We start from the raw sequence: 14,172 nt of genomic DNA, 5'->3' as shown, positions 1-14,172 counted from the left end.
AAAAGCCGCTCCTTGCGAGCGGCTTTTGTTCAGGCGAAGGACTTGGGCGTTCCGCTAACGGCCGGCTGGCGGAACAGCGCGACATGTTCAGGGTTCGCGGACGCTTGCAGACGTCCGTCCGGCAGGCGCGCAACCACGATTTCGCCGATGCCGGGGCTCATGACGACCACTTCATCTCGCAGGGCGAGCAAGGCGTCGAGCCGTCGACGGCCGCTGACGATTTCGAGGCCGCTTTTCGTTTCTCGGACAATGATCTCGACTGACATGGCGATTCTCCTTCGATCAGTTAAATGCTGAATCCTTGGTGCGCTGCAGGACGGTAAAAAAGTCTCTGCGTCACACTTGCCTAACGGAATAATGACTTATTTTCTTTAGGCGGTAATCAGCAAAAAAATAAAACTGGCGATCGATGTGGCGCCATCAGGGGTTGCAAGTCGAGACGTCGCTTTTTTGCGACGCAGCCGCGAAGCGGAGAGGATTGCGAGAACGGTCGTTCGTGGTTCGCTCCGAACGATGATCGTCCGGAGCGAAAACGCGCAATCAGAAGCTCTCGTCGGCGCCGAGATAGCGCCAGTGACCCGGCGGCAGCGCGCCCAGCGTGACGCGGCCCATGCGGATGCGTTTCAGACCGACGACTTCCAGTCCGACCAGTTCGCACATCCGGCGAATCTGGCGTTTTTTGCCTTCGTGCAGCACGAAGCGCAACTGCTCGCCGTTCTGCCAACTGACTTGTGCGGTCTTGAGCGGGACGTCGTCGAGCGACAGGCCGTGACGCAGCAGCGCGAGTTGTTCTTCCGGGAAGTGCTGATCCACATCGACTTCGTGTTCGCCGTAGCGCACGCGCACGAGGTACTCCTTGTCGACTTCGGAATGGTTGCCGATCAATTGCTTCGCGATGCGGCCATCCTGCGTAAGTACGAGCAGCCCGGTCGAATCGATATCGAGTCGGCCGGCCGGCGCGAGCGTGCGCAGATGACCCGGTGCGAAACGAATGCCGCTGCGGTCGTCTTGCCAGTGATTGGCCGGATTGATGAGCGTGACGGCGGGCTCGTAGCCGTCTTCTGCCTGACCCGATACGTAGCCGACCGGCTTGTGCAGCAAGATCGTGACGAGCAGCGACTGTGCGGAACGCGCGGCGGGCAGGACATCGATTTCCTGATCCGGGCGGATACGCGTGCCGAGCGTATCGGTGACTTCGCCATCGACGAGCACACAGCCTTTTTCGATCCACTCGTCCGCTTCGCGGCGCGAGCAGAGGCCGAGTTCGGACATCACCTTCGACAGGCGGACGAGGCCGTCGTCGTGAGCGCGGGGCTTGTGGGCGGGTTCGGTGGATGCCGGGATGACTTCGGCGTGCGGTGGGCGGTCGTCGCGTGATGCGGGACGACGGTCGCCCGCGCCGCGCTTGTCGAAGCTTGGGCGTGAATCGTCGCCACGCGGTTTGAACGTGCGTCGTTCATCGGTGCCGGGCGTGCGGTCGTCGCGCGTAAACGGACGGCGTTCGGAACGGTCGCTCGCGCCGCGCTTGTCGAAGCTCGGACGCGAATCGTCGCGCGGCTTGAAAGGGCGTCGTTCATCGCCACCGGGCGTGCGCTCATCGCGCGCAAACGGCCGCCGTTCGGAGCGATCGCCCGCGCCGCGCTTATCGAAGCTCGGACGCGAATCGTCGCGCGGCTTGAAAGGGCGTCGTTCATCGCTGCCGAGCGTGCGGTCGTCGCGCGCAAACGGACGGCGTTCGGAGCGATCGCTCGCGCCGCGTTTATCGGAGCTCGGACGCGAATCATCGCGCGGTTTGAAAGGGCGTCGTTCATCGCTGCCGGGGTTGCGGTCGTCGCGCGCAAACGGACGGCGTTCGGAGCGATCGCCCGCGCCGCGCTTATCAAAGCTCGGACGCGAATCGTCGCGCGGTTTGAAAGGGCGTCGTTCATCGCTGCCGGGCGTGCGGTCGTCGCGCGCAAACGGCCGGCGTTCCGAGCGATCGCTCGGGCCGCGCTTGTCGAAGCTCGGACGCGAATCATCGCGCGGTTTGAAAGGGCGTCGTTCATCGCTGCCGGGCGTACGGTCGTCGCGCGCAAACGGCCGGCGTTCCGAGCGATCGCTCGCGCCGCGCTTATCGAAGCTCGGACGCGAATCATCGCGCGGTTTGAAAGGGCGTCGTTCATCGCTGCCGGGCGTGCGCTCATCGCGCGCAAACGGCCGACGCTCCGACCGATCGCTCGGGCCGCGCTTATCGAAGCTCGGACGCGAATCATCACCACGCGGTTTAAACGCGCGTCGCTCGTCGCCGCCCGAAGAACCGGGCCGACGCTCCGACCGATCCCCCGCGCCACGCTTATCAAAGCTCGGCCGCGAATCATCACCACGCGGTTTAAACGCGCGCCGCTCATCGCCGCCCGAAGAACCGGGCCGACGTTCCGACCGATCCCCCGCGCCACGCTTGTCGAACCCCGCGCGCGAATCGCCCCCCGCACCGCGTGGTGTCGACGGCCGCTCGTGCGGCGTTTCAGGCCGCGTGGTCTTGCGGGCGGTGGAACTACCGGTGCGAACCGGCGACCGCGTCGACGATGTCGGACGCGGATGTTTGGCTGTCAGTTTGACGCGCATAAAGTTTCAGGCTGCGATCGCGCGCAGCAGTTCGGTCTCGATCTGGATCTGGGTGCGATTGTTCGACAAGCTCTTGCCGTCGAGCAAAAACACGTCCTCGACGCGTTCGCCAAGCGTGTTGATTCGCGCTGCCTGCACGCCGATCCGGTGTTGCGCCAGAACGCGCGCGATCGAATAAAGAAGGCCCTGCCGGTCGTTGGCCGACACGGAAAGGATGTAGTACTGGCCACGCTCGTCCGGGCGCAAATCCACACGCGGCGTGACAGGAAAGGTGCGCACGAGCCGCGATACGCGGCCCTTCGACGGCTCGGGCAAAATGCGCTCGTCCGCCAAAAGCGTGCTCAATTGTTGTTCGACGAGATTTGCGATGTCGCGATAACTCCCGTCGTGATCGGGATGCGCCACGAGAAAGTTATCGAGCGCGTAGCCATGTCGCGTCGTCGTCACGCGGGCATCCAGCACGGAAAGGCCATTGCGGTCGAAATACGCGCAGATGCCGGCGAACAGATCCGGCCGGTCCTTCACGTACACCAGCACCTGCAGCGCCGCGCCGATGGGCGACGGTCGCGCGCGCACGATCGGCGCGTCGCTTTCGACATGCCGGTACAGCACACGCGTTTGCCACGCAATATCCGCGGCATCGTGACGCAAGAAATAGCCGACATCCAGTTTGTCCCACAGCTCGCGCTGCGCATTCTCCGGCACGGTTTCGAGACGCAGGAGCGCGAGCGCCGCCTCCTGACGCGACTTGAGTTCCGAGTGCGCATCCGGCTGTGCGCCGCCGAGCACGGCGAGCGTCGCGCGAAACAGGTCTTCGAGCAGCTTGCCCTTCCAGTTGTTCCAGACCTTGGGCGACGTGCCGCGAATGTCCGCCACGGTCAGAAGATAAAGCGCGGTCAGCCGCCGCTCGGTCTTTACCACGGAGGCGAACTGCTTGATGACTTCAGGGTCGCTCGTGTCCTGCTTCTGCGCGACATGGCTCATCGTCAGATGCTGCTGCACGAGCCACACGACGAGGTCGGTGTCTTCCTGACACATGTCGTGTTCGCGGCAGAAGCGACGGGCATCGGCCATGCCGAGGGTCGAATGATCGCCGCCGCGACCTTTCGCGATGTCGTGGAAGAGCGCCGCGACGTAGAGCACCCACGGGCGCTCGAAATTGCCCATCAACTGACTGCAAAACGGATACTCGTGCGCATGTTCCGCTATTGCAAAGCGGCGCAGGTTGCGCAGCACCATCAGGATGTGTTGATCGACCGTATAGACATGGTAAAGATCATGCTGCATCTGTCCGACGATGCGCCGGAAGTTCAGCAGATAACGCCCGAGCACGCTCGTCTGGTTCATGAGACGCAGCGCGTGCGTGATGCCCTCGGGCTGCTTGAGAATCTCCATGAAGAGACGCCGGTTCTCCGGATCGCGCCGCCAGTCGCGGTCCATGAGTTCGCGCGCGTTGTAGATCGCGCGCAGCGTGCGCGCCGAGAGTCCCTTGATGCCGCGGGTCTGCTCGTAGAGCAGGAACGCTTCGAGAATGGCGTGCGGTTCGCGCTCGAAGACGTCGTCGCGGGCAATTTCCAGCATGCCCTGTTTCTCGACGAAGCGCCCCGAAATGACGCGCGTGATGCCGCTCGTCGACGGGAACAACTGCGCCTCGACGTTCTGAATCAGAATGGTCGCGAGCTGCGTGACGGCCTTTGCCGCCCAGTAGTAGCGGCGCATCAACTGCTCGCTCGCGCGCTTGGCGGTCGTCGGTTTGAAGCCGAAACTCTCGGCGAGCGGTGTCTGCAAATCGAAGACGAGAATGTCCTGGCGACGCTTCGCAATCACGTGCAACCGCGCACGCAAGGTCTTGAGAAACGCTTCGTTGCGGCGCAGTTCGCGCGCTTCGCGGTCGGTAATGAGACCGCGCAGGTCGAGTTCGCGCCAGCTACTGCCGAAACCGGCTGCGCGCGAAATCCAGAGAATGAGCTGAAGATCGCGCAGACCGCCCGGACTTTCCTTGATGTTCGGCTCGAGGCTGTACGGCGTGTCCTGAAACTTCGCGTGGCGCTGACGCATTTCCAGCACCTTCGCCTGGAAGAAGCCGCGCGGATCGAGCGTCTCCTTGTAGCGCGCGGAAAAGCGTTCGAACAGTTCCGCGCTGCCGAAGATGCGCCGCGCCTCCAGCAGCGACGTGAGGACGGTGACATCGCCGCTCGCTTCCGCGATGCATTGCTCGACCGAACGCACGCTGCTGCCGATATCGAGCCCGAGATCCCACGCCATGCCGATAAACCGCTCGACGCGCGCGTTGAGCGGGCCCACGTCTTCCTGATCGCCGCCGGCATCGGGCAGAAGCACGAGGATATCGACGTCCGAATACGGCGCGAGTTCGCCGCGCCCATAGCCGCCGACCGCGACCAGCGCCGCGTCCGCCGGCATCTCGCAGGCGGCCCAGGCGCCCTTAAGCGCGTCGTCGGTGGCGCGCCCGAGCGCGTGCATCAACGGTTCGACGTTCGAAGCCGTCTGAAAGCGTTCGATGAGCGCCGACTTCGCCGCCTTGTAGGCAGCGCGCAGCGTTTCACACGGCGTGGCGACAGGGACTGTGACGCTCATGGGCTCGGATTCAGGAAGGAAGAAGGCCGCGCACGCAAGCGCGGCCGGGGAGCGGCGGAGCTCAGGAAGCCGTGGCCGCGATCAAATGCGAGGGCGCCTGCGTGCCCGCGGACACGGTCAGGACTTCGTAACCGGTCGGCGTGACGAGAACGGTATGTTCCCACTGCGCGGAAAGGCTGCGATCACGCGTCTTGACGGTCCATTGATCCGGCATCGTGCGGATTTCGCGGCGACCGGCGTTGATCATCGGCTCGACGGTGAAGATCATGCCCGCTTCCAGTTCGATACCCGTACCCGCGCGCCCGTAATGCAGCACCTGCGGCTCTTCATGGAACACCTGGCCGATGCCGTGACCGCAATATTCGCGCACCACGCTGTAACCTTGCGCCTCGGCATGCTTCTGGATAGCCGCGCCGATGTCGCCGAGATGCGCGCCCGGACGCACCTGATCGATGCCGAGCCACATGCAATCGAAGGTGGTTTGCACCAGACGCTTCGCCAGAATGGACCCTTCGCCGACGATGAACATGCGGCTCGTGTCGCCGAAATAGCCGTTCTTGATGACGGTGACGTCGATATTGAGCGCGTCGCCGTTCTTGAGCACTTTTTCGCCGGGAATGCCGTGGCAGATTACGTCGTTGACGGAAATGCAGGTGGCTTTCGGGTAAGGCGGATAACCCGGCGGCTGATAGTTGAGCGGTGCGGGCACCGTGCCCTGTTCCTTCACCATGAGTTCGTGGCAAAGGCGGTCGAGTTCTTCGGTGGTCACGCCAGCAACGATATGCGGCGTGATGAAATCGAGCACTTCGCTGGCGAGCCGGCAGGCGACGCGCATTTGCGCGATATCGTGATCGTTTTTCAGCGTAATGGACATGACTAGGCTCAGAAATGCAAGTATGCGGCCGTGAGCCGCGAAATCGGCATTATCGCACCTTAGAGAGGGCGCCGCAGCCCGAATCAAAGGCACGCGGGGCATGGATCGGGCTTCCCAAGCGCTTTCGGGCACCTGCAAGCGGCTTGAGCTAGTCAATCCTCACATGCTATAGTTACGGGCTAAGTCCTATCCACACTTTTATTTAGGTGTAGTAGGGCTTGGAAAGTAGGTTGAAAGTTAAGGTGGCGGGACGTCTCGCTTCTCTTACAGACAATCGTTCGATTCGCAAGCCGGCGCACCCAGGGTGTCCGGCGTCCGGTTAGCTAGAAGCACCGGGCGCGGGATGCGGCAGCCGGCTTAAGACCCAACCCTCGCGGAGAATTTCATGGCAGTCACGATGCGTCAAATGCTGGAAGCAGGTGTCCACTTCGGTCACCAAACGCGCTTCTGGAACCCCAAGATGGCCCCGTTCATTTTCGGTCATCGCAACAAGATTCACATCATCAACCTCGAAAAGACGCTGCCGCTCTACAACGACGCGCTGAAGTACGTGCGTCAGTTGGCAGCGAACCGCGGCACGATCCTGTTCGTGGGGACGAAGCGTCAATCGCGCGACACCATCGCTCAGGAAGCCGCCCGCTCGGGTATGCCTTTCGTCAACGCCCGCTGGCTCGGCGGCATGCTGACCAACTTCAAGACCTTGAAGGTTTCGATCAAGCGCCTGAAGGACATGGAAGCATCCGTCGAATCGGGTGAAACCGAGCGCATGAGCAAGAAGGAAGCGCTTCTGTTCGAACGCGAAATGCAGAAGTTGCAGAAGTCGATCGGCGGCGTGAAGGACATGGGCGGCATTCCGGACGCGATCTTCGTGATCGACGTCGGCTACCACAAGATTGCCGTGACCGAAGCCAAGAAGCTTGGTATTCCGGTCATCGCCGTGGTCGACACGAACCACTCGCCGGAAGGCATCGACTACGTCATTCCGGGTAACGACGACGCCAGCAAGGCCGTCGCGCTGTACGCCGAAGGCGTGGCCGACGCGATCCTCGAAGGCCGTGCGAACGCGGTGAACGACGTGGTCCAGGCTGTCCGCGAAGGCGACGGCGACGAGTTCGTCGAGGTCAACGCAGAGGCGTAATCGAGCCCTGCGGCCGACATAAAAGGGGGCTTTGCGAAAGGCCCCTTTTTTTTAAGCCGCGGCACTCGGGAGCGCGGCATTGCGTTCCCGCACGTCCAGTACCCTTTCCCGTGGCGGATTCAAGCGGCGGGACGTATCAAACAGACTCAAGGAGCGAATGATGGCGGCAATTACCGCAAGCATGGTGGCAGAACTGCGCGCGAAGACCGACGCGCCGATGATGGAATGCAAGAAGGCGCTGACGGAAGCCGACGGCGACATGGCGCGCGCCGAAGAGCTGCTGCGCGTGAAGCTCGGCAACAAGGCGAGCAAGGCGGCATCGCGCGTGACGGCTGAAGGCATCGTCACGTCGTATATCGACGGCGGCGTGGGCGCGCTCGTCGAACTGAACTGCGAAACCGACTTCGTTGCCAAGAACGACGACTTCCTGGCCTTCGCCAAGACGATCGCCGAACTCGTGGCCAAGAACAATCCGGCTGACGTGGCCGCGCTCTCCGCGCTGCCGCTCGAAAGCTCGACGGTCGACGCCGTGCGCCTCGCGCTCGTCGGCAAGATCGGTGAAAACCTGTCGATTCGCCGTTTCGTGCGCTTTGAATCCGCGAACAAGCTGGCCTCGTATCTGCACGGAGCGCGTATCGGCGTTCTGGTCGAGTTCACCGGCGCGGACGAGCAAGTCGGCAAGGACGTCGCCATGCACGTCGCGGCCATGAAGCCGGTCTCGCTGTCGTCGGACGAAGTGCCGGCCGACCTGATCGCGAAGGAACGCAGCATCGCCGAGCAAAAGGCCGCTGAATCGGGCAAGCCGGCTGAAATCGTCGCCAAGATGGTCGAAGGCAGCGTCCAGAAGTACCTGAAGGAAGTGTCGCTCCTGAACCAGCCGTTCGTGAAGAACGACAAGCAGACGATCGAACAGATGCTGAAGGCTGCTAACGCGTCGGTGCAGAAGTTCGCGCTGTTCGTGGTGGGCGAGGGCATCGAGAAGCGTCAGGACGACTTCGCGGCGGAAGTGGCTGCGCAGGTTGCTGCCGCCAAGCAAGGCTGAGTTTTGAAGTGAAGGCGCTCGGCGGTATGGCGGCGCCGGGCATCGAAAGGCAGTAAGGCGGCAAGCATCGCGCGGGCGCGGCGAATTCGGGAAAACCCGTATACGTCGCGCCCGTCGCCCGATCCGGCCGCTTGCGGTAAATATTGTTTCACCCCTACAGTTCTACGTTGTTGCAACCCTCCTCGGCGCGATCGGAAACTCATATGCCCACAGCCTACAAACGCGTACTCCTCAAACTCTCCGGCGAAGCCCTCATGGGCGACGATGCCTTCGGCATCAATCGCGCAACAATCGAAAGGATGGTGGCGGATGTCGCTGAAGTAGTGCGGATGGGCACGCAAATGGCCGTCGTGATCGGCGGCGGCAACATCTTCCGTGGCGTGGCGGGCGGCGCGGCCGGCATGGACCGGGCGACGGCCGACTACATGGGCATGCTCGCGACCATGATGAACGCGCTGGCGCTGCAAGACGCCATGCGTCACGCCGGCATCGAAGCGCGCGTTCAGTCCGCGCTGCGCATGGACCAGGTGGTCGAGCCGTACATCCGCCCCCGCGCGATTCGCCAGCTCGAAGAAGGCAAGGTCGTGATCTTCGCGGCCGGCACGGGCAACCCGTTCTTCACAACCGACACCGCTGCCGCCTTGCGTGGCGCGGAAGTGGGCGCCGAAGTGGTGTTGAAAGCAACCAAGGTCGATGGCGTATACTCCGCCGACCCGAAGAAAGATCCGAGCGCCACGCGCTACAGCACGATCAGCTTCGACGAAGCGATCGGCCGCAATCTGCAAGTCATGGACGCCACGGCTTTCGCGCTGTGTCGCGACCAAAAGCTGCCGATCCGCGTGTTCTCGATCACGAAGCCGGGCGCGCTCAAGCGCATCGTGCAAGGCGACGACGAAGGTACGCTCGTCCACGTGTAAACTCTCGCGTTGAGAGTGGTCAACGAGAAGTTCAAGCGACGTTGAAAGGGCGCCGCGCCGCGGCCGGTGTGGAGCACGCCGGAAGATCGCGCGAAGGCGCCTAGATTGCCAGTAACCCAAGGTTTCGGAGGTTCAAATGAGTGTGGCTGACATTAAAAAAGGCGTCGACCAGAAGATGACGCGGTCGATCGAAGCGTTCAAGGCCGATCTCGCGAAGATCCGCACGGGCCGCGCCCACACGGGTCTGCTCGATCACATCCAGGTCGACTACTACGGCTCGAATGTGCCCATCTCCCAAGTGGCGAACATGACGCTCGTCGACGCCCGCACGATCGGCGTGCAGCCGTGGGAAAAGAAGATGGTCGGCGTCGTCGAAAAGGCGATCCGCGAGTCGGACCTCGGTCTGAACCCGGCAACGCAGGGCGATTTGATCCGCGTGCCAATGCCCGCGCTCACCGAAGAGCGCCGCCGCGAGCTGACCAAGGTCGTGAAGAGCGAAGGCGAATCGGCGAAGATCGCTGTGCGTAACCTGCGCCGCGACGCGAACGAGCAACTGAAGAAGCTCGTGAAGGACAAAGAGATTTCGGAAGACGACGAGCGCCGCGCAAGCGACGACGTGCAGAAATTCACCGACAAGTTCGTCGCCGAAATCGACAAGCTCGTCCAGACCAAAGAAGCCGAAATCATGACGGTGTGAGGCCGTAGATACGGTCTTGCCAGCCTCGACCATTTAGATTGAGGCTGGCTCTCACTTCTGTCGATTTCAAGATTCAACGGCCATGACCTATACCAGCTCTACCGTTCGCGTGCCCGATGTCGCGGCTGTCCCGCGCCACGTCGCGATCATCATGGACGGCAACGGCCGTTGGGCGACCGAGCGGCGCCTGCCGCGCGTCGCCGGTCACACCCGCGGCGTCGATGCGGTGCGCGCCACCGTCGAAAGCTGCGCGCGGCGCGGCGTCGAATTCGTCACGCTGTTCGCGTTCAGTTCCGAAAACTGGCGCCGGCCGACCGAGGAAGTGTCGTTTCTCATGCGCCTGTTCGTGACCGCGCTCGAGCGCGAGATCGGCAAGCTGCACGCCAACGGCATTCGTCTGCGCGTGGTCGGCGACACCGCCATGTTCGACGACCGCATCCGCGCGCTCATTCAGCGTGCCGAGACCAAGACGGCGCGCAATACGCGTTTGACGCTCACCATCGCCGCCAATTACGGCGGGCGCTGGGACATCATGCAGGCGACGAAGAAGCTCATCGCGCAATCGCTCGAACAGGGCGTGCCGGCGCGCGTGGACGACGAATCCTTCGCCGAGCATCTCGCCATGGCTTACGCGCCGGAGCCGGATCTCTTCATCCGTACGGGCGGCGAGCAGCGCATCAGCAATTTTCTGCTGTGGCAACTCGCCTACACCGAGTTCTATTTCACCGATACCTACTGGCCCGATTTCGACGCCGAAGCGCTGGATCGCGCCATCGCGTCTTATGGCGAGCGTGAACGCCGCTTCGGGCGCACCAGCGCACAAGTCGAAAACCAATCGCAGAAGGCCGACACCCTTTCATGCTAAGAACCCGTGTCATCACGGCAATCGTCCTGCTTGCGGTCCTCGTGCCGGTCACGTTGTTCGCGCCGATCGGCGTATTCGGGGCGTTGATCGGTTTTGTCGTCGTCTTCGCCGCATGGGAATGGGGACGGCTCCTCAAGCTCAACGGCGCGGGTCCGGTGGCCTACGCGCTCATTGCGGGACTCGCGCTCATTTTCAGCACGTTTCTCGGCGTCGCGCCCAAGGCGCTCTTCGAAATGGCCGCTATTTTCTGGGTGTTGGCCGGGCCATATGCGCTTTTGCGCAAGCCCGTGCTTTCGGCGGGTGCGTGGCGCGGCTTCCTGCTTTTTGCCGGAATCGTCGTGTTCGTGGCCTGCTGGCACGCGGTGGTCGCGGCCCGCACCGTGGGCGTGGCTTTCGTGCTATCGCTTCTTCTAGTAGTCTGGCTGGCCGATGTGGGCGCATACTTCGCCGGCAAAGCCCTTGGCCGCCACAAGCTGGCCCCGTCCATCAGTCCGGGCAAGACCTGGGAAGGCGCGATCGGCGGCTGGGTCGCGGTGATGGTCATCGGCACGATTGCCGCCGCCACCGGGTTCGAGGCGCCGACCGTATTCAGCGCGTTCGTCGAACATCTAGGCTGGGCGCGCGCGCTCCTCGCGCTGACCGTGCTGGTTGCGTTCAGCGTGGTCGGCGACTTGTTCGAATCGCTCCTTAAGCGCCAGGCGGGCGTCAAGGATTCGAGCGGTTTGCTGCCGGGTCACGGCGGCGTACTCGACCGGATCGACGCGTTGCTGCCCGTACTGCCGATTGCATTGCTGATGCTCGGCTAGAGAAGAATTCATGCAAAAACGTCTTACATTGCTCGGCTCCACGGGCTCGATCGGCGATAGCACGCTCGACGTCGTGGCACGGCACCCGGACCGTTTCTCGGTCTACGCGCTCACCGCGCATCGCAACGGCGACAAGCTCGTCGAACAGTGTCTGCGCTTCACGCCCGAAGTAGCCGTGGTCGGCGACGCGGAAACGGCTGCGCACGTGGCGGGCGCCTTGAACGCCGCGGGCTGCAAAACCGAGGTGACGCACGGCGAAGCCGCGCTGGTCGAGGTGGCGCGGGCGTCGCAATGCGACACGGTGGTCGCGGCCATCGTCGGCGCGGCGGGCCTTGCGCCTACGCTCGCGGCGGCGCGCGCGGGCAAGCGCATCCTGCTTGCCAACAAGGAAGCGCTCGTCATGTCCGGCCAGATTTTCATGGATGCGGTGCGTGACAACGGCGCCATCCTGCTGCCGGTGGACAGCGAACATAACGCCGTGTTTCAGTGCCTGCCGCCCTGCGCGGACAGCGAGGCAAAGCTGCACGGCGGCGTATCGAAGATCATCCTGACCGCATCGGGCGGCCCGTTTCGCACGCGCGAGCCGGCAACGCTCATCGACGTCACGCCGGACGAAGCCTGCAAGCACCCGAACTGGGCAATGGGCCGCAAGATTTCCGTCGATTCCGCGACCATGATGAACAAGGGCCTCGAAGTCATCGAGGCTCACTGGCTCTTCAATTTGCCCGGCTCGCGCATCGAGGTGCTGATTCATCCGCAAAGCGTGATCCATTCCATGGTCTCCTATGCGGATGGCTCCGTGCTCGCGCAACTCGGCAACCCGGACATGCGCACGCCGATCGCACATGCGCTGGCGTTTCCGGATCGCGTCGATTCGGGCGTCGCGCCGCTCGATCTCGCGCAGATCGCCACGCTCAGTTTCGAGAAGCCGGACTTCACGCGCTTTCCGTGTCTCGCGCTCGCAATCGGCGCGCTGGAAGCGGGCGGTCTGGCAAGCGCGGCGCTGAATGCCGCAAACGAGATCGCGGTGGAAGCGTTCCTCGCGCGCCGCATCGGTTTCATGGCGATCGGCGATGTCGTCGATCGCGTGCTGAACTCCTTGCCAAACGGCAGCGCTGCATCGCTCGACGACGTCCTCGCCGCCGATGCGAACGCGCGCCGTCTGGCGCATCGGTTTGTCGCGGAACTCACCGCCAGCGCGCCAGGCGCCGAGTCCATCGCCCATTGAGGCCGTCATGAACTTTCTGACCGAAATCGTCGCCTTCGTCGTTGCGATTGGCGTACTTGTCGTCGTCCACGAATTCGGTCACTACAGCGTCGCGCGCATGTGCGGCGTCAAGGTGCTGCGTTTTTCCGTGGGCTTCGGCAAGCCGCTCGTGAGCTGGGTCAGCAAGAAGACCGGCGTCGAGTGGACCATTGCCGCGTTGCCGCTCGGCGGTTACGTGAAGATGCTCGACGAGCGCGAAAGCGAAGAGAGCATCGCGCCCGAGGACCTGCCACGCGCCTTCAACCGGCAGCCGGTCGCCAAGCGCATTGCGATCGTCGCGGCGGGGCCTGTCGCGAACTTCATTCTTGCCATCGTGCTGTTCGCGGCGGTATTCGCGGGCGGCGTGTCGGAGCCCGAAGCAATCGTCGCGACCCCCGTGGCGAACACGGCAGCCGCGCGCGCGGGTTTCGAAGGCGGCGAAAAGATCGTTTCGATGCGCGACGCGGACAACGGCGGCGAAACGCACGCCATTCGCTCGTGGTCGGATCTGCGTTGGAAGATTCTCGATGCATCGTTCGATCATCGCCGCATCGTGCTTTCGGCGAAGACGCACGAAGGCACGTACGATTTTCCGCTGAGTGTCGGCACCATTTCGGATGCGGACGCCGAGCAGGACTTCATGGACAAGCTCGGCTTCACGCCGGGCGGTGGCACGCTTACGGTCGCGGGTGTGGAGGCGGGCAGCGCCGCGCAAAAGAGCGGTCTGCAGGCGGGCGACAAGCTGCGCGCAATAGACGGCCATAACGTCGATAACGCGACGAGCTTCATCGACTACGTGAAGGCGCACGGCGCGAAAGCGGTCACGCTCACGATCGAGCGTGCGGGCAAGCAGCAGACGGTGCAGGTGACGCCCGACGTCAAGCACGATGCGGCGAGCGGCAAGGATATCGGCCGTATAGGTGCTGCGCTCGCCAATCAGTTGCCTAGCGTCGACGTGCGTTACGGACCGGTGGAAAGTCTGCGTCTCGGCGTGAATCGCACGTGGGACATCAGCATGTATTCGCTGCGCATGTTCGGGCGGATGATCACCGGCGAGGCATCGCTCAAGAACCTTTCGGGACCGGTCACCATTGCGGACTATGCAGGAAAGAGCGCGCGTTTGGGTCTGACGGCTTTCGTTTCCTTTCTCGCGCTCGTGAGTATCAGCCTCGGTGTGTTGAACTTGTTACCGATTCCGGTTTTGGACGGTGGGCATCTGTTATATTATTTGGTTGAAGCCGTTACCGGCAAGGCGGTGTCCGATCGCTGGCAGCTGGTTCTGCAACGGGCGGGGCTGGTGTGCATCGTCGCTTTGTCGATGATCGCGTTGTTCAATGACCTGGCTCGCCTGATCCGTTTCTGATCCACTTTGACAATCTCTGGCGGCG

At 63.0% G+C, this 14,172-nt stretch carries 12 protein-coding genes; 8 read left to right on the top strand and 4 right to left on the bottom strand.

Annotation, left to right across the window (positions count from 1 at the left end):
- Positions 1-29: 29 nt before the first annotated feature.
- The 4 genes from P9292_RS36215 to map form a co-directional block, all read right to left on the bottom strand.
- Complete coding sequence (locus P9292_RS36215) at positions 30-266, bottom strand: hypothetical protein (RefSeq protein ID WP_244827756.1); 237 nt, start codon at positions 264-266, stop codon at positions 30-32.
- Between the two features lie 274 nt (positions 267-540).
- A complete protein-coding gene (locus tag P9292_RS36210) occupies positions 541-2,604 on the bottom strand; it encodes a pseudouridine synthase (RefSeq protein WP_309963892.1) in 2,064 nt (687 codons plus the stop codon).
- Between the two features lie 6 nt (positions 2,605-2,610).
- Positions 2,611-5,199 (bottom strand): [protein-PII] uridylyltransferase, encoded by a 2,589-nt coding sequence (locus P9292_RS36205; RefSeq protein ID WP_244827758.1) that lies wholly within the window; start codon positions 5,197-5,199, stop codon positions 2,611-2,613.
- 61 nt (positions 5,200-5,260) lie between these two features.
- On the bottom strand, positions 5,261-6,073 hold the full coding sequence (gene map / locus P9292_RS36200; RefSeq protein WP_244827759.1) for a type I methionyl aminopeptidase: 813 nt from the start codon (positions 6,071-6,073) through the stop codon (positions 5,261-5,263).
- A gap of 385 nt (positions 6,074-6,458) precedes the next feature.
- Between map and rpsB the strand changes: the two genes are divergently transcribed.
- The 8 genes from rpsB (at position 6,459) to rseP (ending at position 14,147) form a co-directional block, all read left to right on the top strand.
- Entirely contained in the window at positions 6,459-7,211 is a 753-nt protein-coding gene (gene rpsB / locus P9292_RS36195) for a 30S ribosomal protein S2 (RefSeq protein ID WP_244827760.1), read from the top strand.
- Positions 7,212-7,371: 160 nt separating this feature from the next.
- On the top strand, positions 7,372-8,253 hold the full coding sequence (tsf, locus tag P9292_RS36190; protein ID WP_244828013.1) for a translation elongation factor Ts: 882 nt from the start codon (positions 7,372-7,374) through the stop codon (positions 8,251-8,253).
- A 203-nt stretch (positions 8,254-8,456) separates the two neighbouring features.
- Entirely contained in the window at positions 8,457-9,170 is a 714-nt protein-coding gene (gene pyrH, locus P9292_RS36185; protein WP_244827761.1) for a UMP kinase, read from the top strand.
- Between the two features lie 136 nt (positions 9,171-9,306).
- On the top strand, positions 9,307-9,867 hold the full coding sequence (gene frr, locus P9292_RS36180; protein ID WP_244827762.1) for a ribosome recycling factor: 561 nt from the start codon (positions 9,307-9,309) through the stop codon (positions 9,865-9,867).
- An 82-nt stretch (positions 9,868-9,949) separates the two neighbouring features.
- On the top strand, positions 9,950-10,732 hold the full coding sequence (gene uppS / locus P9292_RS36175) for a polyprenyl diphosphate synthase (protein WP_244827763.1): 783 nt from the start codon (positions 9,950-9,952) through the stop codon (positions 10,730-10,732).
- Positions 10,726-11,538 (top strand): phosphatidate cytidylyltransferase, encoded by an 813-nt coding sequence (locus P9292_RS36170; protein ID WP_309963890.1) that lies wholly within the window; start codon positions 10,726-10,728, stop codon positions 11,536-11,538. The genes uppS and P9292_RS36170 overlap by 7 nt, the downstream gene beginning before the upstream one ends.
- Before the next feature lie 10 nt (positions 11,539-11,548).
- On the top strand, positions 11,549-12,766 hold the full coding sequence (locus P9292_RS36165) for a 1-deoxy-D-xylulose-5-phosphate reductoisomerase (protein WP_250464499.1): 1,218 nt from the start codon (positions 11,549-11,551) through the stop codon (positions 12,764-12,766).
- Positions 12,767-12,773: 7 nt separating this feature from the next.
- Positions 12,774-14,147, top strand: a complete 1,374-nt coding sequence (gene rseP / locus P9292_RS36160; RefSeq protein WP_309963888.1) for an RIP metalloprotease RseP — start codon at positions 12,774-12,776, stop codon at positions 14,145-14,147.
- Positions 14,148-14,172: the final 25 nt, after the last annotated feature.

Origin of the sequence: Caballeronia sp. LZ001 (genome assembly GCF_031450875.1) — a bacterium.
GTDB lineage: Bacteria > Pseudomonadota > Gammaproteobacteria > Burkholderiales > Burkholderiaceae > Caballeronia.
The sequence above is the reverse complement of the archived record's forward strand: the minus strand, read 5'-3'. Positions and strand labels throughout refer to the sequence as shown.

What these genes read in the sequence shown, in the direction of transcription:
- P9292_RS36215 (WP_244827756.1), bottom strand. Translation starts at nt 266, where the DNA reads ATGTCAGTCGAGATCATTGTCCGAGAAACGAAAAGCGGCCTCGAAATC.
- P9292_RS36210 (WP_309963892.1), bottom strand. Translation starts at nt 2,604, where the DNA reads ATGCGCGTCAAACTGACAGCCAAACATCCGCGTCCGACATCGTCGACG.
- P9292_RS36205 (WP_244827758.1), bottom strand. Translation starts at nt 5,199, where the DNA reads ATGAGCGTCACAGTCCCTGTCGCCACGCCGTGTGAAACGCTGCGCGCT.
- map (WP_244827759.1), bottom strand. Translation starts at nt 6,073, where the DNA reads ATGTCCATTACGCTGAAAAACGATCACGATATCGCGCAAATGCGCGTC.
- rpsB (WP_244827760.1), top strand. Translation starts at nt 6,459, where the DNA reads ATGGCAGTCACGATGCGTCAAATGCTGGAAGCAGGTGTCCACTTCGGT.
- tsf (WP_244828013.1), top strand. Translation starts at nt 7,372, where the DNA reads ATGGCGGCAATTACCGCAAGCATGGTGGCAGAACTGCGCGCGAAGACC.
- pyrH (WP_244827761.1), top strand. Translation starts at nt 8,457, where the DNA reads ATGCCCACAGCCTACAAACGCGTACTCCTCAAACTCTCCGGCGAAGCC.
- frr (WP_244827762.1), top strand. Translation starts at nt 9,307, where the DNA reads ATGAGTGTGGCTGACATTAAAAAAGGCGTCGACCAGAAGATGACGCGG.
- uppS (WP_244827763.1), top strand. Translation starts at nt 9,950, where the DNA reads ATGACCTATACCAGCTCTACCGTTCGCGTGCCCGATGTCGCGGCTGTC.
- P9292_RS36170 (WP_309963890.1), top strand. Translation starts at nt 10,726, where the DNA reads ATGCTAAGAACCCGTGTCATCACGGCAATCGTCCTGCTTGCGGTCCTC.
- P9292_RS36165 (WP_250464499.1), top strand. Translation starts at nt 11,549, where the DNA reads ATGCAAAAACGTCTTACATTGCTCGGCTCCACGGGCTCGATCGGCGAT.
- rseP (WP_309963888.1), top strand. Translation starts at nt 12,774, where the DNA reads ATGAACTTTCTGACCGAAATCGTCGCCTTCGTCGTTGCGATTGGCGTA.